Annotated in this window: 17 protein-coding genes and 1 riboswitch; of the genes, 14 read left to right on the top strand and 3 right to left on the bottom strand. The window is 37.2% G+C overall.

What is annotated here, in order from left to right; all coding sequences use genetic code 11:
- Positions 1-99 precede the first annotated feature (99 nt).
- The 4 genes from ACFX4E_RS09295 (at position 100) to ACFX4E_RS09280 (ending at position 3,965) form a co-directional block, all read left to right on the top strand.
- Positions 100-1,377 carry an ABC transporter substrate-binding protein gene (locus ACFX4E_RS09295; RefSeq protein WP_028407641.1) on the top strand — a complete coding sequence of 426 codons (1,278 nt, stop codon included), beginning with the start codon at positions 100-102 and terminating at the stop codon, positions 1,375-1,377.
- Between the two features lie 72 nt (positions 1,378-1,449).
- Positions 1,450-2,304 (top strand): carbohydrate ABC transporter permease, encoded by an 855-nt coding sequence (locus tag ACFX4E_RS09290; protein ID WP_014461372.1) that lies wholly within the window; start codon positions 1,450-1,452, stop codon positions 2,302-2,304.
- A gap of 68 nt (positions 2,305-2,372) precedes the next feature.
- A complete protein-coding gene (locus tag ACFX4E_RS09285; protein ID WP_013055640.1) occupies positions 2,373-3,179 on the top strand; it encodes a carbohydrate ABC transporter permease in 807 nt (268 codons plus the stop codon).
- Positions 3,180-3,230: 51 nt separating this feature from the next.
- Complete coding sequence (locus ACFX4E_RS09280) at positions 3,231-3,965, top strand: sugar phosphate isomerase/epimerase family protein (RefSeq protein WP_208756056.1); 735 nt, start codon at positions 3,231-3,233, stop codon at positions 3,963-3,965.
- A gap of 31 nt (positions 3,966-3,996) precedes the next feature.
- Here ACFX4E_RS09280 and ACFX4E_RS09275 read toward each other — a convergent pair whose 3' ends face one another.
- Positions 3,997-4,512 carry a GNAT family protein gene (locus ACFX4E_RS09275; RefSeq protein WP_013055642.1) on the bottom strand — a complete coding sequence of 172 codons (516 nt, stop codon included), beginning with the start codon at positions 4,510-4,512 and terminating at the stop codon, positions 3,997-3,999.
- A 486-nt stretch (positions 4,513-4,998) separates the two neighbouring features.
- Here ACFX4E_RS09275 and ACFX4E_RS09270 point away from each other — a divergent pair, with 486 nt between their 5' ends.
- The 10 genes from ACFX4E_RS09270 to ACFX4E_RS09225 all read left to right on the top strand — a co-directional run bounded on the left by ACFX4E_RS09270 (position 4,999) and on the right by ACFX4E_RS09225 (position 19,486).
- Entirely contained in the window at positions 4,999-6,606 is a 1,608-nt protein-coding gene (locus ACFX4E_RS09270) for a GGDEF domain-containing response regulator (protein WP_377237374.1), read from the top strand.
- Positions 6,607-7,656, top strand: a complete 1,050-nt coding sequence (locus ACFX4E_RS09265; RefSeq protein WP_098332429.1) for a HEAT repeat domain-containing protein — start codon at positions 6,607-6,609, stop codon at positions 7,654-7,656.
- Entirely contained in the window at positions 7,646-9,055 is a 1,410-nt protein-coding gene (locus tag ACFX4E_RS09260; RefSeq protein WP_098248600.1) for a glycosyltransferase family 2 protein, read from the top strand. The genes ACFX4E_RS09265 and ACFX4E_RS09260 overlap by 11 nt, the downstream gene beginning before the upstream one ends.
- On the top strand, positions 9,052-12,300 hold the full coding sequence (locus ACFX4E_RS09255; protein ID WP_377237376.1) for a hypothetical protein: 3,249 nt from the start codon (positions 9,052-9,054) through the stop codon (positions 12,298-12,300). The genes ACFX4E_RS09260 and ACFX4E_RS09255 overlap by 4 nt, the downstream gene beginning before the upstream one ends.
- Before the next feature lie 2 nt (positions 12,301-12,302).
- Positions 12,303-12,671 carry a response regulator transcription factor gene (locus ACFX4E_RS09250; RefSeq protein ID WP_025749698.1) on the top strand — a complete coding sequence of 123 codons (369 nt, stop codon included), beginning with the start codon at positions 12,303-12,305 and terminating at the stop codon, positions 12,669-12,671.
- Positions 12,661-15,534 (top strand): ATP-binding protein, encoded by a 2,874-nt coding sequence (locus ACFX4E_RS09245; protein ID WP_132018464.1) that lies wholly within the window; start codon positions 12,661-12,663, stop codon positions 15,532-15,534. The genes ACFX4E_RS09250 and ACFX4E_RS09245 overlap by 11 nt, the downstream gene beginning before the upstream one ends.
- Positions 15,535-15,988: 454 nt before the next feature.
- Entirely contained in the window at positions 15,989-16,363 is a 375-nt protein-coding gene (locus tag ACFX4E_RS09240) for a DnaJ family domain-containing protein (RefSeq protein WP_028407648.1), read from the top strand.
- Positions 16,364-16,399: 36 nt separating this feature from the next.
- Positions 16,400-17,206: an alpha/beta fold hydrolase gene (locus ACFX4E_RS09235; protein ID WP_013081956.1), complete on the top strand. Its 807-nt coding sequence runs from the start codon at positions 16,400-16,402 to the stop codon at positions 17,204-17,206.
- 12 nt (positions 17,207-17,218) lie between these two features.
- Complete coding sequence (locus tag ACFX4E_RS09230) at positions 17,219-17,806, top strand: histidine phosphatase family protein (protein ID WP_028407650.1); 588 nt, start codon at positions 17,219-17,221, stop codon at positions 17,804-17,806.
- A gap of 360 nt (positions 17,807-18,166) precedes the next feature.
- Positions 18,167-19,486: an aspartate aminotransferase family protein gene (locus tag ACFX4E_RS09225; RefSeq protein ID WP_028407651.1), complete on the top strand. Its 1,320-nt coding sequence runs from the start codon at positions 18,167-18,169 to the stop codon at positions 19,484-19,486.
- A gap of 169 nt (positions 19,487-19,655) precedes the next feature.
- A riboswitch (SAM riboswitch) is annotated at positions 19,656-19,755 on the top strand.
- 243 nt (positions 19,756-19,998) lie between these two features.
- On the opposite strand, the gene ACFX4E_RS09220 is transcribed toward ACFX4E_RS09225, so the two are convergent.
- The gene (locus tag ACFX4E_RS09220; RefSeq protein ID WP_060746024.1) at positions 19,999-20,628 is read right to left on the bottom strand and encodes a hypothetical protein; all 630 of its coding nucleotides are present in this window, start codon (positions 20,626-20,628) and stop codon (positions 19,999-20,001) included.
- Between the two features lie 53 nt (positions 20,629-20,681).
- Entirely contained in the window at positions 20,682-21,260 is a 579-nt protein-coding gene (locus ACFX4E_RS09215; protein WP_321191429.1) for a YkoF family thiamine/hydroxymethylpyrimidine-binding protein, read from the bottom strand.
- Positions 21,261-21,723 lie beyond the last annotated feature (463 nt).

Genomic DNA, 21,723 nt, shown 5'->3' with positions numbered 1-21,723 from the left:
ATACAGAATTATTTTTCAATAATTCTCTTGAGAAAGAGTCATGAGCGTTTACAAAAAAACTTGCCACACTAGGAGACGAGATTATAGGAGGGGTATTCATTGAAACGTTGGTTTAGTTTAATCAGTTTTGCACTCATTTTAACCCTAGTACTTGCAGGATGCGGAGGAAAGTCCGCTAATGAAACAAGTGGTAGCGGTGGAAAAGAAGTTGTTGCATGGGCTTGGAATATTAACGTACCGGTATTAAAGAAAGCAGCAGCAGAATACCAAAAAGAGAATCCAGGATTTAAATTAAAAGTAGTGGATATGGGACGTGAAGACGTTTATTCAAAATTAACAACAGGATTGCAAGCTGGCGGAAAAGGCCTTCCTGATATTGTATTAGTAGAAGACGATCGTTTCCAAGGATACTTGGATGCATTTCCAAATGCATTTTTAAACCTATCTAAAAAAGGATTTGATAAGCAAGAAGATAAGTTTCCAGAGTTTAAGAAAACTCTTTTATCAAAGGATGGGGACATGTACGGCTTCCCGTTTGATGCAGGTCCAACAGGCGTTTTCTATCGCACAGATTATTTTGAAAAAGCAGGCGTAGATCCAAACAGTATCAAAACATGGGATGATTACATTGCGGCTGGTAAGAAAATTAAAGAAAAAGTTGGCGTTGATTTACTAGGTTTAGATTTTAATAATGACGATGGCTTATTCCGAATGACGCTGACACAGCAAGGTACGTTCTATTTTAATAACAAAGGAAAGTTGAATTTAACTTCTAAAGAAGCGAAAAAAGCAATGGAGTTAAATAAGAAGTTAAAAGAAGCAGGCATTGTTAAAAATACAGTGGGCTGGGATGCTTCAATCAGTGCTTTAGCAGAAGGTAAAGTAGCAAGTTCACCATCTGGTGCTTGGCTATCAGGTTCTATTACGCAGCAGGCTCCAGATTTAAAAGGAAAATGGGGAGTGTTTTTATTACCTTCGTTTGAAGAAGGAGGCAACCGTGCTTCTAACTTAGGCGGAAGCAACTATGTGATTTCAGCAACTAGTCAAAAAGCAGATGAAGCGTACAAATTTATGGAGTATTTCTCAACAACGGATAAAGTTCAAGAAGAAGCGATGAAGGGCGGATTATTCCCATCATTAAATACCGTATATTCTTCAAAATTATTCACTGCACAAGATGAGTACTTTAGCAATCAAACGATTTGGAAAACATTCGCAGATGAAATGAAAGATATTAAGCCGGTTAACTTTACGGGCAATTACTCAGTTGCAAACAGTGAAGCAGTCAAAGCTGTGTCAGAAGTAACAAATGGTAAAGGCGTTAAAGACTCGCTTGAAGCAGCTCAAAAACGCTTAGAAAACCGAATTCAAAAATAATCAAGAAGCATAGAAGGTGATTTTTAGAAAATTGCCTTCTATCTCTTCTTCTTGCGGTACTAGGAGGTCATCATGAAGACAAATAAATCGTTGCCTTACTTATTTATTGCTCCAGCACTTTTGCTGTTTGCGCTGTTTACCATCTACCCTATTTTTTCATCTTTTATTCTAAGCTTTCAGAGCATGGAAGGCGGAAAGTATGTATTTACCGGGTTATCAAACTATACACGATTGCTCGGAGATGATATTTTCTGGAAAGCGCTTGGAAATACCGGCATTATTTTAATCGTTCAAGTGCCCGTAATGATTTTATTAGCACTTGTACTAGCTAACGCGTTAAACAGTCAGCTTTTAAGACTAAAAGGTTTTTTCCGAGTTTCATTTTTCTTGCCTGCAGTAACGTCACTAGTTGCCTATTCTATTTTGTTTTCAATCATTCTTCAAGATGAAGGAATAATGAATACTATTTTAGGTTTTTTTGGTATTGATGCCATTCAGTGGCTGGGAGATCCATTCTGGGCTAAAGTCTCAATCATCGTTGCGATGACTTGGAGATGGACAGGTTATAACATGGTTATTTTTCTAGCAGCTCTTCAAAGTTTATCTCATGAAGTTTACGAAGCAGCTGATTTAGACGGGGCAAACCGAATTCAAAAGTTTTTCCACGTAACGGTTCCACAATTAAAACCCGTTATCTTATTTGCTACTATTTTATCAACAATTGGCACGCTTCAATTGTTTGACGAACCTTTTAACTTAACAAAAGGCGGCCCTGCTGATTCCACGATGACGCTAGGCTTATATATTTATCAAAATGGCTTTAAATACTTTGATTTTGGATATGCTTCAGCTATTGCGTACGTTGTTGTATTATTAGTTGGTATTTTAACGTTCTTCCAATTTAAATTTACGGGTGATAAATCATGAGTGTATTAGAGAGAGTAGAAGCAACTGCAGTAGCTACCGTGCCTAAAGTTAAAAAGAAAAGTAACATCATGCGCAAAATAGGATTATACAGCATGCTTGGGCTGTTCACGATTATTTCTATTTTTCCTTTTTACTGGATGATTATCGGCGCTACGAATGAATCAGGAAAAATGTTTACAAACCCTCCAACGCTGAAGCCTGGCGATCAATTTATGACAAATCTACAAAATTTAAATGCTTCAATTGATTTAGGGCGCGTCTTTTTTAACTCAGTATTTGTTTCAGTCGTGTATGTGATTGTAGCTTTAATGGTCTGCTCCACAGCCGCATATGCGCTGTCTAAATTTGAATTCAAAGGTCGAAACGCAATTTTCACTACGCTTTTATTGTCTATGATGATTCCATATCAAGCAACGCTCATTCCGCTTTTTCAGCTGATGTCGAATTTTAATTTGCTTGATACGTATTTTGCTCTTATTGTTCCGCAGCTGTGCTTTCCGTTTGCTATCTTTTTATTACGTCAGAACTTTTTAGCTTTTCCAACGGAACTTATTGAAGCAGCTCGTTTAGACGGAGCTGGAGAGATGAGAATCTTTTTAACTATTGTGCTTCCTTCTATGAAGCCTGCTATGGCTGCAGCAGCTATTTTCTTATTTATGACACAGTGGAATAACTTTATGTGGCCTCTAGTTGCGACTACATCTAACGAAATGGCTACATTGCCAGTTGCTCTTTCAAGCTTAATTGGGTTATCGATTATTGATTACGGTCAAGTAATGATGGGAGTAACGATTGCAACCATTCCAATCATTGTTTTCTTCCTGGCACTTCAGCGTCATTTTATTTCAGGAATGCTTGGAAGTGCAGTAAAATAAAAGCAGAAGCTCCTATTATAGGAGCTTTCTCAATGAACAGGGGGAGAGAAGATGGAAGAAATACCTGTAGGAGTTCAGCTTTATACGCTGCGTAAAGAAACGAAAAAAGATTTTAAAGGAACGCTTCAAAAAGTAGCTGCTTTAGGATATCAAGGGGTAGAATTTGCAGGGTACGAAGGATATACAGCAAAAGAAGTAAAAGCATGGTTAACGGATTTACAGCTGAAGCCGGCTTCTAGTCATGTGCCGCTTGAACAATTAGAATCTAATTTAGAGCAAGTGATTCACTTTGAACAGCAAGTTGGAAATTCACATATTGTTTGTCCTTATTTAATGCCTGAACGTCAAACGGAAAAAGGGTATTACGAACTTATTGATTCTTTAAATTCTATTTACGTGTATTGTAAAAAAGAAGGTATGTCGTTTAGCTATCATCATCATGATTTTGAGCTGAAGAAATTGTCAACTGGAAAGTCAGCTCTCCAAACAATCTTAGAAGAAACTGAGGTAAACGTAGAGCTGGACATTTATTGGCTGACTAAAGCAGGCGAAGATCCAGTGGAGTGGATGAAGCATTATCAAAATCGTACGCCTTTTATTCATTTAAAAGATATGACAACAGACGGCGAGCAATTTTTTGCTCCTCTTGGTACCGGAGGAGTAGATGTAAAGGCTGTAATGCAAGAAGGACATAGAGCAGGCGTAAAATGGTGGATCGTTGAACAAGATCACTGTATAGAAAGTCCTCTTAGCAGCATTAAAAAAAGCTTAGCATATATCAAATAAAAAACGAACAGACGCTGTCTGTTCGTTTTTTTTATTGATAAGCTGGAGTCCACTCAATTTCTCCGCACTTATTCGTATAATCGATATTCACCTCAAAGTTATGTTTTTCATAAAAATGAATCAATCTTTCGAGATGATCCCAGTCGCGCTCAGCGATATCGCCTTTAATGACATGAACATTTTGATCAACCGCTACTTCTTTTAAATAATTCATACATACAGAGCCATATCCTTTATTAGCAGGCCCTTTAATATCACCGATAAAAATCGTGTGATTATCTTCATATACGCCGTCGATAGCAAAATCCCAAGCCCCTCTATAAGCTTTTGTGCATTCGTTTAGCATAATTTTACATGCGTTTCCGTCATTTTGTGCCGATACAATAACTAACTGATTATCTTCAGGCTGATCGACGCCAATAACTTCATACTTTTTAGCAATTTCTTTTAAATTATCCTGCATGCGAAATAGCTGAAACTCTAAATCATCAAGTGTTTCTTTTAGTTCTTCTGCATTCTGGTTTTTTTCTGTAAGCTGAGTAAACATTTTATACTCCTTTCCGTCTGTTTTCGGTCTAAGTGCGCCTATGACAAAGAGGACACGGTGTATAAAGCGAAACTTTATTTAGCAAAGTATCTACCTTAGTAAAAATATAAAAAGGAAAGAACCTGATTTGATTGATCGTTCATCAAAACGGCTGCTTTCCTTAACATTCACTTTTAAATTTTTCACAACGTGTATAAGGGTAACAAAGACTCATTAATTTTGTCAATAAGGTTGTAGGTCTATTTATAAAGAAGATAACAGGTCATTTTGCTTATTGGGAAGAAAAAATAATGAGTGAAAAAAGAATCATTTTAAAGTAAAATCATTGGAGGAAAAGTATGGTTAAAAAGGAATTGCTTTTCATTTTAAAAAAACATACTTAAAATAAAATTAAGAAAATATTTCATTTACTTACAAAATATTATAGAAAAATGTATGGAGTAATATGGAGTAAGTGTTAACTATATCGAACAAAGGGTGTATAAGATGGATAAATATCAAATTGCATTATTAGCTAATGTCCGCAAGCAGCTGCAAGAGTGGACCGATCAAAATAAAGAAATACCTCATGAAGAGGTGTACCGCTTTTTGCATTCAATTTCTGGAACGGCTGCGACCATTGGACTGCATTATTTAGGAGACCGCTCCCGCGAGTTAATGGAAGCTGTGGAAAAAAATCAGAAAAAAACCTGGGATTACGCGGAGTTAAATGCTTTTTTATTAGATATTATTAAAATTTGTTATCAAGATGAAATTCAATCGGTAGAAGATATAAATAAACCGCTAGAAATCAGTGAAAAAACAGCTAATATTTTACTTGTTGACGACGACCTTTCAATGTTGATGTATTTAAAAGAACAGTTTGAAAAACAAGGCTGGTACGTATTAGCAACTGCCTCTAAAGAAAAAGCTATTACGGCTTTTTACGAATTAAAGCCGGATTGTTTTGTTGTAGATGTCCATATGAAAGACGGTACAGGCTTTGACATTCTTTCATTTTTACGCGATAAAACAAAGCAACTGTTCGTCCCGATTGTCATGATGAGCGTTGATAATCAAAGAGAGACGCGTTTGAAGGCCTTTAAATTAGGGGCCGATGATTTTTTTGTTAAACCTCTCGATATGGAAGAAAGTCTACTTCGAATTGGTCACCATATTGAACGAAAGCAGATGTTTAACTCCTATTTAATGTTTGATGAATTAACAGGAGCCTATAACCGAACGTATTTAAAAGAAATCTACAGTCAGCAGCTATCCAGCTACGACCGCTTAAAAGATCCTTTTTGTTTAGCGATTTTAGATTTAGATTTCTTTAAGAGAATAAATGATGGATATGGACATCTTATGGGAGACCGTGTGCTGCAAGCATTTGTAGAGTATATGAAGCATGAAATTCGTCCAACAGATCACATTTTTAGATATGGAGGCGAAGAATTTATTCTTTTACTGCCAAAAACCAATATAAAAGAGGCAGAAACAGTATTGAATAGACTGTTGGATTTCTTTGTGGAAAAAGTGTTCACACATCAAAGCAATTCGTTTTATTGCAGCTTTTCCGGCGGAGTTGTAGAAGTTCATAACACTGAATGGCCGTTAGAAAAAGCTCTTCATCAAGCTGATGAGGCATTATATATAGCGAAGGAATCAGGACGTCAAAAAATTGTAGCTTCTTCTCAAAGCAAGCTGGTTAAAAAGCGAACGCTTCGTATGGCTATTATTGATGATGATTCTATCATTCGAACGATGCTGAAAGAGCTTTTAAGCAAGATTGATGTAGGAGATCGCTATGAAGTGAAAATAGAAGTGTTTAAAGATGGGATCGAATTTTTTGAGTCTCAATGGATTCATTCTAGCGATCAGTACTTTGTTATTTTAGACGGAATGATGCCTAAAATGGATGGCTTAGAAGTACTGCAAAAATTAAGACATAATAAACGTCACGATCAGTATACGGTTATTATGCTTACATCAAGAAACAGCGAACAAGATATTCAAAGAGCATTAGAACTCGGGGCAGACGATTACATGACAAAGCCATTTAAGTTAATGGAGCTTGAAGCGCGCGTACGTCATTTAATGAAGAAGGTGAAATAAATGGCGATGTCCATTCAAGTGGTGTATGTCTTATTTAGCGGATTGCTATTGCTTTTAGTCTGTTTTCTGAGTTATTTACTTATTCAAAAAGCGCGTTTAAACGCTTTTCGAGCAAAAGTAGAATCCTATAAAGATAGTATAAAAGAATCTCTTTTTATTTATTTATACAGAAAAGATGAAGAGCATCGGGTAGAGCCTAAAAATAAAATAGAGCTGGCGGGTGTAGAGGAACTATTAAGCGGTTTTTCTGCAGCTGTGCAAGGCGATGAAATTTTAAATAACATTACGCTCTATGCGGAGAAGGTTTTTACTCCCAAATATAAAAAAGAGCTGCATCATTCTAGGTGGAGTGTCAGAATGAATGCCCTTTATGCTATTGAAGACTTTGGTCTAACTACGCTAACAGACCAATTAGTAGAAATGTATGAGAAAAAAAATAGTACAGCGGCTGAAAAAAATCAAATTTTAAAGATTTTGGTTAAGCTGAACCGCCCTGAGTTTGTTGTGTACATGACGAACGCTTCTAGACCGCTGTCTGAATTTATGTACCGCTCTTTGTTTGGAACTATGAACAGTGAACAGTTTCAGCAATTTATTAATAAATTTGAAGACCTGCAAGAAGAAATTCAGCTGCCTCTTATCGATATGATCGGTATCAATCATAAGTTAGAGTATATAGATTTCTTAAAAATGCACATGAAAAGTTCATCAGAAGAACTGCGAATTCGTTCGTTGAAATCACTTAATGCTTTATCTTTTCCATTAAGAATAGAGGAGCTCACGAACCATCTTCAGTCAGGTATTTGGCAAGAAAGAATGATGGCTACAAAACTAATAGGTAAAACGAGAGATGAGAAGGGGTTATCAATTCTCGAGCAGTCGCTAAAAGATTCTCATTTTCTTGTGCGTTCGAATGCTGCTCAGTCAATGATGAAAATCCCAACAGGTAAAGAATACTTAGTTCATGTATACAAAACGACTGATGACAAGTTTTCGAAAGATATGGCAGCAGAATGGCTTGAAAAAGGAGGAATTACGGTTGTGGAATAATGTTTGGCATCTTTTATTGTCCATTTGCGGATGGGCTGTATTTGCTTATATGATTTTTGTGCTTTGTTTTTATTTTATGATGTTTATCATCTCTGCTTTTCAACTGCGAAAGCAATATCAATTAAACGATGAAGAACCTTATGAAGATTTGCTTGCGGTTAGCTATACAACGCCGTTATCTATATTAGTTCCCGCTTATAACGAATCTGTCGGGATTATTGGGAGCGTACGTTCGCTGCTTGGAATTGAATATCCGGAATATGAAGTAATCGTAGTAAATGACGGATCTTCAGATGATACGTTAGAAAAGCTTATCGAAGAGTTTTCTCTTGTGAAAATGAATCGAGTTGTGAGAAAGCAAGTAGAGACGAAAGCAGTAAAAGCTGTATATCGTTCTAAATTATACGATTATTTATATGTAGTCGATAAACAAAATGGGGGAAAGTCAGATGCATTAAATGCAGGAATTAATTTATCCAACTATCCTTATTTTTGTTCGATCGATGGCGATTCAGTGTTAGAAAGAGATGCTTTTTTAAAAGTTATGAAGCCAATTATTGATTCAGACGGAGAAGTAATTGCTTCAGGGGGAAGTATTCGAATTGCAAACGGATGTAAAATCGAAAACGGTGCGGTCGTATCGATTGGACTTGATACGCAGCCGCTTGTTGTGATGCAGATTATTGAATATTTACGTGCCTTTCTTATGGGGCGCATTGGTCTCAGTCGCCATAATTTATTACTTATTGTGTCAGGAGCATTTGGCGTATTTTCTAAACGCTGGGTGATTGAAGCTGGCGGGTATTCTCATACAGTCGGCGAAGACATGGAGCTTGTCGTTCGCCTGCACCGGCTGATTAAACAGAAAAAAACCAACAATCAAATTGTTTATATTCCAGATCCCGTATGCTGGACAGAAGCACCCGATGAAATCAAATATTTGCGAAGACAGCGAAACCGCTGGCACCGCGGTTTATTTGATAGTCTTTGGAAGCATAAAGAGATGCTGTTTAATCCGAAATACGGAAGCATCGGAATGATTTCCATGCCTTATTTTGTGTTTATTGAACTAATCGGACCGGTCATGGAAATGTTAGGCTATTTGTTTATTGTTATTTCTCTAGTTGTAGGCGGAATTTATGTAGAATTTGCTTATTTGCTTTTTCTTTTAATGGTTGTATATGGTTCTCTTTATTCAATGGCGGCCGTTTTGCTAGAAGAGTGGAGCCTTCGTAAATATCCAAAAGTATCTGATATTGCTAAGCTGTTTGTTTTTTCGCTGACGGAATCCTTTTGGTATCGCCCTCTAACTGTTATATGGCGCTGTCATGGATTGTTGGATGTTATTCGCAATAAAAAAGGCTGGGGAGACATGCAGCGAAAAGGAGTTTCACAATGAAAAAATGGTTATTAATCGGCGGCATTATTTTGGTTATGGCGATAACGGCTTCTCCATTTCTTATTTGGCAGCTAAAGAAACCAACTGATTTGAATATGCTTGTCATTGATAAAACAGTGCCAGATCAAACGTTTCGAGAGCATCAAGGCTTAATGTGGATGCTGAATCAAGCGAAAGTACGCAAAGACGGGAAGCCTTATGAAATCTCAAAAGATTATGCAGGGTTTTACCCGAAAGGAGATAAAACATACAGCATTAAATCTCTGCCAAAAACAAACTCTGCAGATATGATTTATATCACGGACACGTATGGTGTATACAAAGAAGATTTAGGCGTAAAAGCTAAAAGAGGAGATCGCTCTCAATTGGTGTATGGCGGCATGACTTCTGAAGACGTGAGCTACGTTAAGAAAGCATTGAATGGACGTACAAAAACGCTGATTGGAGAGTTTAATACATTTGGAAGCCCTACTTCCTTAGACGTTCGCAAAGAACTGTATGAATTGTACAATGTGACGTGGTCCGGCTGGATTGGTCGCTATTTTGATGAATTCGGCAGTGAAGAAGTTCCTGCTTGGGTGAAGAGTGCTTATAAAAAGCAGTACAACAAAGAGTGGAGCCTTACAGGAAAAGGCTTATTATTCGTTAATGAATCCAATAAGCTCGTTATTATAACGGAAAAAGAATTAAAAGAAAATCCAGTATGGTTTCAATATACAAAACAAGGAAAGAAAACATCGAATTTACAGGATGAATCTGCTTATCAATATTGGTTTGACGTAATTACACCCCAGCAAAAAAGTGATGTGCAGGCTCAGTTTGTCTTTCACTTGGATTCTGAAGGAAAAAACAAGCTGAAGGAAAATGGTATCCCTTTGTCCATACCAGCAGTCGTTCATCATAACAAAGAGCGATATGATACTTATTACTTTGCAGGAGATTTTGCAGATCAAGGAGAAGTACCTTCCATTTATCAAACTTCTTTTTACCCGGTGTGGAAGAAATGGACAGAGAAAATCGGAAAAGAAGATGAGTCTTCTTTTTACTGGACTGTTTATCTTCCTCTTATGAATAAGATCATCGATCAACAGCAAAATGAATCGCAGCCTGCTTCTGTTACTTTTAATAAAAATATGGAAATCTATGAAGATGCTGACCTTAAAGTAGCAGGGAAAGTAGGAAAAGATTATTTGCAAGTTTATCAAAATGGTAAATGGAAAGATTTGCTTATTAAAGGAGTAAATATGGGCATTAGTAAGCCAGGCCATTTCCCTGGTGAGACTGCTATTTCAAAAGAAGAATATTTGCGCTGGTTTGAAGAAATTGGAAAGATGAATGCCAACTCAATCCGCGTATACACCATTCATCCTCCCGCCTTTTATGAAGCGCTTGCTGAGTATAACCAAAAAGCCGAAGAACCTATTTATCTTTTTCATGGGGTATGGGTGAATGAAGAAGTTTTCTATGATTCCCAAGATGCTTTTGCGAAGGAAAATACAAAAGAATTTGAAGCTGAAATGAAAAGGATTGTAAACGTTATTCACGGAAAGGCAACACTGCCAAAACGGACAGGACATGCAAGCGGAACGTATACAGCAGATGTGTCTCCTTATGTTTTAGGATGGATTATAGGAGTTGAATGGGATCCCACGGTAGCCCTTTCGACAAATGAAAAACATAAAGGCATGAAAGATTTTAAAGGGCAGTACATCTATACCGAAAAAGGCAACCCCTTTGAAATTTGGCTTGCCCAGCTTATGGAAAAAACAATTTCCTATGAGCAGGATAAATATGATTGGCAGCGGCCTATGAGCTTTACGAACTGGGTGACGACGGATTTGCTTACTCATCCATATGAGCCTTCTGAAGACGAAGATAAAGTGTCTGTTAATCCTAATTTAATTCACACAACTAAAAAATTTGAGCCGGGCTTATTTGCCTCTTATCATATTTATCCGTACTATCCTGACTTTTTAAACTATGAACCTCGTTATCTCGCTTATCGAGATCATCGAGGAGAGAAAAATAACTACGCAGGCTATTTGCAAAATATGAAAGAAGTTCATCATATGCCCGTTCTTGTTGCTGAATTTGGCATTCCGGCTTCGCGAGGACTCACCCATAGAAACGTATACGGATGGGATCAAGGTTTTCATACGGAACAAGAACAAGGAAAGATTCTGTCACGCTTATACGAAGATATTGCTGAAGAAAAAATGGCTGGCGGTATGGTCTTTACATGGCAAGATGAATGGTTTAAGCGAACGTGGAATACGATGGAGTACGACAATCCGAACCGCAGGCCATTTTGGACGAATTTGCAAACGGGAGAGCAGCATTTTGGACTGATGAGTTTTGATCCAGGAAAGAAGCTGAAAGTCAAAGTGGACGGTAAATCAGATGATTGGAAAAAGCTGAACAGCAAGTCGGTGTATAAGCCGTCTAAGAAGTTAAAAGCATTGAACATTACAAGTGATGAAGGTTATCTATATCTACACGTGAATGCAAAAGAATTGGAAAATCAAAAGCTTTATTTCTTGTTTAACACGATTAACAATCAGGGACAGTCAAAGATCCCTCAAATCCCTTCCTTAAAAACAAAAGGAATTGATTTTGTAGCAGAATTAAACGGGAAAGAAGACAGTCATTTATGGGTAGACAGCTATTACGATACGTATTATTTTTCATATGCTCATCAGCTTCAAATGATTCCGGCGGTAAAAGGAACCGATACAAAAGACAACGGCATGTTTAACCCAATCATGCTCGCCCTTAACAAAGAGTTAGCGATTGGAGAAGGGGAAAACAAGAGAACCATTCCTTTTGACGCCTATGAAACAGGGAAGCTCAAAGAAGGAAACAGCGATCCTAACTCTTCTTCATTTGATTCGCTAGCAGATTTTAAAGTGAATGAATCAAATGGAATTGCTGAACTTCGCATTCCTTGGGCGCTTTTAAATGTAAAAGACCCTAGTCAAAAAGAAATAATGGGAGATATTTGGTCCAAAAAAGGATTGGAATCCAGCGAGAAAATAAAAGGAATTCAAGTGGGAGTCGTAGCTGTTAATAAGAAGAGCAATGATGTGGAAGATACGTTTCCGACTCAGAAAAAAGGAGAACTTTTATTAAAAGATTTTTACTTATACAAGTGGAAAAATTGGGAGTATCCAACTTTTCACGAACGAATAAAGCCGTCCTACTTCATATTGCAAAAAACGTATGGACGACTACAAGCGGAGGGATAACAATGGCAAAAATTTTATTAGCGGAAGATGAAGAAGTGCTTCGTATGTTAGTGGTAGATACGCTTGAAGATGAAGGACATGATGTGACGGAAGCAGAAAATGGCGAAGAAGCTTTGGAATTTATTAAAGAACGTGATTTTGACTTGATTATTTTGGATTATATGATGCCCGTGTTCACCGGGCTTGAAGTCATTCAGCAGCTGAAAGAAATGAAAGATAAGCGCCATACAAAAGTATTGATGCTTTCAGCTAAGAATCAAGCTGCTGATCAAAGCCGAGTGTTAGAAGCAGGGGCTGCGTATTTTATGTCTAAGCCGTTTAGTCCCCTATTACTAGCCGAACGTGTCGAGGAAATTTTAGATGAACAATAAACTAAAACGGAAAAGTATCTCAACCCAGTTCATCCTCTTAGCAAGTATCCTTTTACTTGCTTTTGCGGCGGGTTCAACTGTACTTGTTGTACGGCAAAAAGAAATTACAGCTGATTATGCCCAGTACAGGGCACAAGTACGGGAAAAGGCACAGCTGCTATCTACAATTGATAAATCAATGAACAAGGCTTTTTTGCAGGCTCGTGGGTTTATTGCATTTGATTCGGAGGATATGTATAACGAGGCTGCAAGTCAGCAAAAAATTATCGAAGAAAATCTTGATCGACTGTCAGGTCTAGCTGCAGATAGACGTGAACGTACGTTTGTAAATGAAGCGACGGTTATGCTAAACACGTATTTTAATCAAACGCTTCCTTATTTTAAAGATATTTACGACAAAAAAGGTATTGAAGGAGTCCGCTCTAGCCCTGAGCGGAAGGCTGCTTCTAAATCAATAGAACAAATGCAAAAAGAACTTGATGACTACCAAAATGAATTAACTAAAGACTTAAATACACAGTACGATGACACGTCGAGTGACATGCAGAAAAGTCAAACGTTCTTTATTTTATTTTTAGCGTTTACAGTGGTCATTTTATTATTGCTTACACGGGTATTGCTAAATAAGTTTGTAAAGCCACTGAGTCAGCTAGCATATACGGCAAGCGAAATTGCTGCCGGAAAAGAAATGCCTATAACATTTGATGAACATAGAAGAGATGAAATCGGTATGCTATCTCAAGCCTTTTACAAAATGGTATCGACTTTGCAAAATAATGAACAGGAGTTAACGGCTCAAAATGAGGAGCTGATTGCACAGCAAGATGAGTTGCACAGTCAGCAAGATGAACTTCAGCACGCATTAGAATTAACAAAGGAACGAGAAGGAGAGTTAGAACTGCGCAATTTATTTGTGCATGGACTAACAAATTCTCTTCACAAGCAAGAAGTTCTCACGAGTGCTGTCACAAACATGAGCCGGGTGATGAAAGCTGATCACGGTTTTATTATGCTAACCGATGAAAAGACACATGCTTCATTTGGTCTATCTTCAGCAAGTGTTCAACAGATGGTGGCAAATCTTCATAATAATTACGTTGATCATGTGCAAAAGACGAAAAAATGTATGGTAGTAAAAAGAGAGTGTATAGAACATGAGCGCCTATATCATCAGCAAACGTTTTATTTGTATGATGTTATCGTACCGGTGATGTCTTCGCAGGGAGATATGCTAGCCTATATGTTTTACAGCCGCTACGCGGATGAATACACAGAACATGAATTACAGACATTTGAAATACTGGCCAAACAAATCACGATTGCTCTTGAAAAAATTTATATTTACGAAGAGTCCGAGCATGACCGATTGCTATCTCAAGATATTTTAAATTCGATTCAAGAAGGAATGCAGCTTGTAGATACAAGCGGTACGATTCTACAAGTGAATACAAAGATTAGCGAATTGTTTCAATATGAGCATCAAAGCGGGCTTCTTCAGCTTTCTCTCGATCAATGGATAGATGCTCTCTCTCAAAAAGTCGAAAATATACAGCAGCTGAGACAATACGTTGAAGACATTTGTAAGGGAGAGCAAGTAGAAAAGTCTTTTGTTTATTACCTGCACACGGATGGTAAGCGAAAAGTTATAAAAGTTTATAGCGAATACGTGTATCGAAACCGTCAGATGTTTGGCATATTGTTCGTTCATCGTGATATTACGAAAGAATTTGAAGTTGATCAGATGAAGTCGGAATTTGTAAGCACTGTGAGTCATGAGCTGCGCACACCGCTAGCAAGCGTATTAGGGTTCACTGAGCTTATGCTAAACAAAACATTAAAAGAAGAAAGACAGAAGAAGTATTTAACTACTATTTATCAGGAAGCACAGCGGTTAACGTCTTTAATCAACGATTTTCTGGACGTCCAAAGGATGGAAGCGGGGAAACAAACCTACGATAAAAAGTATCAAGACGTTCTGCCGCTTATTAAGCAGGTGATTGAGGTCCAGAAAATACAAACAAGTAAGCATGAATTTGATATGATTTCTGATCAAGAGCATTTTACAGTAATGGGAGATAAAGATAAGCTGCTGCAATTGTTTAATAATGTAATTAGCAATGCAGTGAAATATTCGCCCGATGGAGGGAACGTTACAGTTAAAGTGTATCAAAAGGAACACGCTGTTTATATTGATATTCAAGATGAAGGAATTGGTATACCAAGTGAAGCGATAGGTCAATTGTTTACCAAATTCTACAGAGTAGATAATTCCGATATGCGCAAAATTGGCGGAACGGGTCTAGGATTAGCAATTGTAAAAGAAATTGTAAAAGCTCATGGCGGAGACATTACTGTACAATCGGAATGGAAAAAAGGAACAACATTCACGGTTGTTCTGCCTCTTCTATATGAAGTTCAGTACGATGAAGAGATGATAAATACAAATGATAACCGTAAAAGCGTAGTGATTGTAGAAGATGATAAAAGTTTAGCGACGCTTTTACAGGTAGAATTAAAAGAAAGCGGTTTTCATGTTCGGTATTTTAACAACGGAGAAGACGCATTAAACTCTATTCATCAGCAAAAGCCTGAAGTGGTTGTTCTAGATATTATGCTAGGGGAAAATAAGTTAGACGGATGGGATGTTTTAAGACACCTCAAAGAAAATACAGAGACAGAAAAAATCCCTATCTTAATCTCATCTGCTTTAGACGAAAGAAGCAAAGGGTTAGAGCTTGGAGTGTGTGAGTTTCTGATTAAACCTTATCAGCCTAGTAAATTATCCAAAACGATTCTCCAGCTGCTCTTAAAAAAACAAGAGCATGAAGGAGAAATTATGATTCCATCAGATAAAGAAGAGTAGAAATTTGGTGAGGCTTCGTTATATTTACGGAGCCTCATTAAACGAAAAGAAAATTAGTAAAGTAATAAAAAAATGTTGAAAACGCTATCAAATTGTGGTTTTATAGTAAGTAGGCATAACATGATGACCTTAGAATTATCTTTTTCCACCTCCTTACATGCGTAAGGAGGCTTTTTTGTATAAATATAGTAAGATAAGATAACAAAATCTTATGCAGAATCGTTTATTGAATTTCAGCTAGTTAAGAAACTGCTCAAGAAAGTTTGATAATGAAAGGAGTGAAGCTCTGGAAATCATTTCACAAAGGGAGGATAGTCTATCCCAGAAGTGAAGGTAGTTCAATTTTTATAATCATAGTATAATAAAAAATACGGTTATAAAAGCTGTGTTTTTTATACATCTTTTATATAGAAGGTAAGATTGAATTTTATATTTGCTTAAAGGAGGTCTTTCCTTGGATATTGCGTATATAATTGCTGAAGAAAGAATTAGACAAGCAATAAAAGACGGTGACTTTGATAAGCTGCCTGGGGAAGGCAAACCATTAAAGTTAGAAGATTTGTCACACATACCTGAAGAACTGCGCCAAGCGTATAGGATATTAAAAAATGCAAACATGATAACGGATGAACAAGAGCTGAAACGAGATATGGCTACAATAGAAGAATTGATTTCTATATGCACGGATGCTAATGAAGAACAAAGGCTAACAGAGATGCTTACGGAAAAGCGTTTGCGCTTTGAGCAGCTCGTTGGCAAGAAAAAGATGACAAGTTCTGCAGCTTACAGGACGTATCAGAATAAAATTTACTCCAAATTTTTTTATTAATGAGTGTAGTGGACCAGACGATCGGAGGGTGAGAACTTGCGGCTGTTAATTTTATTGATCAGTATCATACTATTTATTTCGCTTTGTTTTTATATTTTTGCCCCACAAATAAAACGAGGTGCCCAATCGAAAAATGTGCCGGTTTTATTTATTCATGGCTATTTAGGCAGTCAAAAAAGCTTAGGGAAAATGATTAAACGATTTGAACAAAACGGATGGGGAACTAAAGTAGGTTACTGCGTTGTTCAAAAAGATGGAGCTATTCAGTGGAAGCATATTATGAAAGCAAAAGAGGGAAAACTTCCGCTTATTCATATCGTTTTTAAAAAGCCAGATGCCAGTATTGCACAGCAGCAAAAATGGATTGAAGCTATTATGCAAGATGTACGTGATACATATAAAGCATCTTCTGTTGATTTAGTTGGACATAGTATGGGAGGAGTAACAGCAGCAGCTGTTAGTTTGTCTAATCCTCAATATATTCAAAAGTTAGTTACGTTAGGGTCGCCAATTCAAGGATTAGATTATCAGGAATTAATGGAAATGTACCCTCATGCACGCAATCATATTGAATCTATGGGTGCTCGTGATTTAGCTTTTCACTCTATAGCATTAAACAAGCTGTACGAAAGTCGTCAAGATTTCTCAAAAGAAATCGACGTTTTTTCAGGAGCAGGAGATGTGGGAGATAAGACAGATGGAGTGGTAACAGTAGAAAGTGCGTACGGACTGCAAGAGTTCACCGAACACATTCATCTCCAAACATTTCATGAAGCACATTCGGATTTACATGAAAGCTCAGAGGTTGATAAAGCTGTCTATCAATTTTTAAAACGGGATTAAAGGGGGATTACGATGCTTTACTTAATTAGACACGGCCAAACAGATTGGAATAAAAACAAACTTATTCAAGGGCATGCTGATATTCCGCTCAACGAAGCGGGAAAGCAACAAGCTAAACGCGTAGCGGAACGTTTTCGAGATATCCATATTGATGTAATCTATACAAGCGATTTGCTTCGTGCGCAGGAGACGGCTAGGGAAATTGCAGCAGCTGCTAAAGTAGAGAAAATCGAAGTTTGTGAGCAGCTGCGTGAGCGCTCTTTTGGAGAACTAGAATCAAAGAACGTAGAAGTTCTGCATGAGCTTGTGCCAAATTATGCGACAAATTGGGGAGAAGAGCCTTTATATAATATCGAAACACTCGAAGCGGCTCAAGAACGGATGGTTCGGCGGTTAACGGAAATTATGAAGAAGTCTATCGGAAAGAAAGTAGCAGTTGTTAGTCACGGAGCGGCAATTAATACATTCATTCATCATGTAACAAGCGGAGAACAAGGAACAGGGACTACTATTTTACAAAATACATCGATTACAACTTTTGCTTATGAAAGTGGAAAATGGCGTCTTGAAACGATCAATGATGCCAAACATCTTGAATAAATATACTTAAAGAGACTGTGGCAGTAGTATTTTAGTTGAGGGAAAATCCGAACGATTAATCGTTCGGATTTTTTTATGGTGATGGTGAACGTAGGTTTCATATATGTGGGTACTTCTAGCTGTTGATTGAAGGACAAGATGAAGACTCCTGCGGGAAAAGCGGAAGGGATGAGACCCCGCATATTAATTTTATATATAAATATTTATACAATTGATTTTAATAAAAATGCATAGTAAAATAAGTTTTATTACTATTCTATTAAAGCGTTTAGTATAACTGAATTTCCTAATATTGTTTAATAAGTAACTATATTTCGGAATAAGATTAATTGATTTGTATAATTTCAAGGAGGATGTAGTATGTCAAAAGATTGGAGTCACTTATTTGAAAGAATGCCTGAATTGCTAGCACCGACGATGGCTAAAGACCATCCAAATCTGCCCGTTGTGAAAGAAGAAGGATGCTATTATTATGGATTGGATGGTAAAGAATATCTCGATTTTACTTCCGGAATCGCTACGACAAATGTAGGACACAGACATCCGAAAGTAGTAAAAGCAATCAAAGACGGAGCAGATCAATTATTGCACGGTCCTTCAGGTGTTATTATGTACGAATCGATATTAAAGTTAGCCGATGAGTTAGGAAAAGTAACGCCGGGCAATTTAGACTGCTTTTTCTTTGGAAATAGTGGCACCGAAGCAATTGAAGGAGCCTTGAAATTAGCGAGACATGTCACAAAGCGTCCGTATGTTATTTCTTTTTTAGGGTGTTTTCATGGCCGCTCGATGGGAGCTTTAAGTGTTACAACCTCGAAAAGCAAATATAGACAATTTCAGCAGCCTTCGGGACTGACGTATCAGATTCCATATGCCAATCCAAAAGAGTGCCCTGCGGAGCTAGACAGCGATGTGTACTTTACTGAAAAGCTTGAAAAAGATTTTGAAATACTCTTTAAGCACCAAGTCACGCCTGAAGAAGTGGCGGCCGTTATTTTGGAACCAGTATTAGGAGAAGGCGGCTATATTATTCCTCCGAAAAGTTGGATGAAGAAATTAAGAGAGATTTGTGATCGTCACGGAATATTACTTATTTTCGATGAAGTGCAAACAGGGTTTGGCCGTACGGGCGAATGGTTTGCTGGACAAACGTTTGATGTCGTACCAGATATTATGGCTATAGCAAAAGGAATTGCTTCTGGAATTCCGCTTAGTGCAACGGTAGCTTCTCAAGAATTAATGAAGCAGTGGCCCCTTGGCACACATAGTACAACATTTGGAGGAAATCCTATTGGATGTTCAGCAGCCCTTGCAACTCTTGAGGTGATGAAAGAAGAACAACTGCTGGATAACACAAGAAAAATGGGCGCTTATGCGTTAGAAAAGCTGTATCTTTTAAAGGACAAACATTCAGTTATTGGGGATATCCGTGGTTTAGGACTTATGATTGGAATCGAAATTGTTAATCCGGATACGGGAGAAGGCGATGGAGACGCCTTATTTGAGATTCTGGACTTAGCTTTAGAAAAAGGCGTGTTATTTTATTTTTGCGGAAATGCAAGTGAAGTTATTCGCATGGTACCTCCGCTTACTGTAACGAAAGAACAGATAGATGCCGGCATTCGTATGCTAGATGAGGCTATTACTTCTTTTGAGAAAAAGTCAGTTGTAAAAGCGTAATAAAAAAATATAAAAAATTTATCTATTTGTAACCTAGTTGTCATAGTAATGGTAGCGATATCATAGTTTTAGAGGGAAAACAATTTTCTGAAAAGTAGTTGACATCTGTTTGTGCAGCATGTAACATAATATTTATCTTATCAACAATTATCAACAAAATTCGACAAACTTCTTATCAAGAGAGGTGGAGGGATAGGCCCTTTGAAACCTCGGCAACGGACTTTATAGAACCGTGCTAACTCCCACAAGCAGTGCTTGAAAGATAAGAAGAGACCAGGCTTACTAAAAATTGTGATCCCAACCTCTTCTTACAGGCACTTAGACACTGTAAGTGGAGGTTTTAATTTTATGACAAGAAGATGACATTTAGATAAAAAACAGCAGGTGAAATTACCTGCTGTTTTTATATGCTGTAAAATGATAAATAACCTACCAGAATTCCTAGTAAAAGTACTCCAATTGTAATACCAATAATCCACCACATCATTTTTTTCATTATTTATTCCTCTTTGTCAATTAACTATAGCTGTTGATCCGCCTGAAGCGCCGGAAGCTGTACCATAAACAGTTTGTCTTTTAATTCCGGCATTTTTAGCTGCAATTTTCCACTGCCAGTCAATTTGCCCGTACGCTCGATTATTTTGCACCCAAGATTTTGAACTCTTTTTTGAAATAGACACAAGGGGGTTTACATTTTTCGTGACGACGCCTCGTACACTTTTGACTGAAGTCACCGATGAGTTTTTCGTGTAATAGTCTACATACACCGTTAGTTTTGTTGTTGTAAATCCAGCCGCTTTATAAGAAGCCGTATAAGCTGCTGTTTTGAATAAAGGTGAAGCCGTTCTTGCTCCGTATGCTGCTGTGCTTGCAGCTTCGACCGTGCCGCTAGTCTCTTCAATATCCATTTTTAACGGAGATGAATCCTTTAGTGATTGTACAACTTTTTGTTTTTGCTGACGCGACAGTTTTGAAAATTCATACAGTGAACTTTTATCACTTTGCGCTTTCAAGAACTGCGTGTAAGAAGCAACCGTTAAATGTGCAGGGTTTTCACTAGCCATAACAGAGTTTGGCACGATTAATAGACATAATAATGAACTTATCAGGAAAAAAGAAAAAAACGTTCTATTTGTAGCCATATTTATATAAATCCTTTCTAGCATTCTATCTTTATAAACAGATAAGAAGTAATTTATCGTTTTGAAGAAGGACTGTGTGCTGACATATTAACTGTCATCACGACACGAGCTTGCTGTACAGATTTCATAAAACATTCGTATAGAGAAGCGAACACTTTGTCCACATCTCCTTCTAAACCTGTTGCAAAAGGCACGGTTTCGGCAAATACTCCCTGTTGTTTAACTGCGCCAATTCCGCTTTTGATGATGTCTACATAATGCGGCGTATCTAATGGATACAAAGAAAATTGAGTGGATACAGGAAACGAAGCACAAAGCTGTTGATTTGAAGACACGTTTTCTTTTGGTTTTATTTTTCTTTCTTCGAAATATTCTTCGTGCTGCCCTGTTGAAAACGTGGCATTCAGCACAATATGCTTTCCTGACTTTCCAGCACTTTTATAAACGGCTTGCACAACTTCAAATACGTCTTTGGCAGTTCCTTCAATAAACGTACTCACACGGTCCGTTTTTCGCTGAACTTTAGACATATCCACTTCGTTTAGTGCACCTAAAATAATATCGATGAAGTTATCACTCATAACGGAAAGCGTAAAACGACAGCCAACATTTATTTTTTCCAAGTTAATCACCCCTAAAATATAGATTTGTAGTTTTTTAATCATACAAATCATAAAATAACTTTTCTGTTTTGTATAGAAACAGAAGATAGATTCTTTATTTTTAGGAAATATTACATAGAAAAAACAAAAATAAATTGCATAACATGAAAAATAAGGGTGTTAAGAAAAGTCACATAATGAAAAAGAATAAAAAAACAATGTTAGAACTTCTGACAAAAAGCTGGTATATAGACTGAAAACACCATATTATAAATACAAGATCACATTATTCTCCTGCGATTTCGTATAACCTCTTGAAAAAGGGATTTGGGATTTTATCATAAATCCAACCTCCTAGCTGTATAATCAGCTAGGAATTTTTTTTACCCAAACTCTCTATCGCGCATGAGGTTACCTACACTTATTCAACTCAGAGCATACATCATATATATATAAGATCAGTGTAAGAAAGATTGCTTGAAGATGTTAGTGT

Source organism: Priestia sp. YIM B13491 (assembly GCF_042787605.1).
Taxonomy (GTDB): Bacteria; Bacillota; Bacilli; order Bacillales; family Bacillaceae_H; genus Priestia; species Priestia megaterium_E.
This window is presented reverse-complemented; position numbering and strand designations above follow the sequence as displayed.

Bases quoted from the DNA above. Each gene is read 5' to 3' on its own strand.
- ACFX4E_RS09285 (WP_013055640.1), top strand. From the start codon at position 2,373: ATGCGCAAAATAGGATTATACAGCATGCTTGGGCTGTTCACGATTATT.
- ACFX4E_RS09275 (WP_013055642.1), bottom strand. From the start codon at position 4,512: ATGTTTACTCAGCTTACAGAAAAAAACCAGAATGCAGAAGAACTAAAA.
- ACFX4E_RS09245 (WP_132018464.1), top strand. From the start codon at position 12,661: ATGAACAATAAACTAAAACGGAAAAGTATCTCAACCCAGTTCATCCTC.
- ACFX4E_RS09220 (WP_060746024.1), bottom strand. From the start codon at position 20,628: ATGGCTACAAATAGAACGTTTTTTTCTTTTTTCCTGATAAGTTCATTA.
- ACFX4E_RS09230 (WP_028407650.1), top strand. From the start codon at position 17,219: ATGCTTTACTTAATTAGACACGGCCAAACAGATTGGAATAAAAACAAA.
- ACFX4E_RS09265 (WP_098332429.1), top strand. From the start codon at position 6,607: ATGGCGATGTCCATTCAAGTGGTGTATGTCTTATTTAGCGGATTGCTA.
- ACFX4E_RS09255 (WP_377237376.1), top strand. From the start codon at position 9,052: ATGAAAAAATGGTTATTAATCGGCGGCATTATTTTGGTTATGGCGATA.
- ACFX4E_RS09250 (WP_025749698.1), top strand. From the start codon at position 12,303: ATGGCAAAAATTTTATTAGCGGAAGATGAAGAAGTGCTTCGTATGTTA.
- ACFX4E_RS09225 (WP_028407651.1), top strand. From the start codon at position 18,167: ATGTCAAAAGATTGGAGTCACTTATTTGAAAGAATGCCTGAATTGCTA.
- ACFX4E_RS09280 (WP_208756056.1), top strand. From the start codon at position 3,231: ATGGAAGAAATACCTGTAGGAGTTCAGCTTTATACGCTGCGTAAAGAA.
- ACFX4E_RS09270 (WP_377237374.1), top strand. From the start codon at position 4,999: ATGGATAAATATCAAATTGCATTATTAGCTAATGTCCGCAAGCAGCTG.
- ACFX4E_RS09290 (WP_014461372.1), top strand. From the start codon at position 1,450: ATGAAGACAAATAAATCGTTGCCTTACTTATTTATTGCTCCAGCACTT.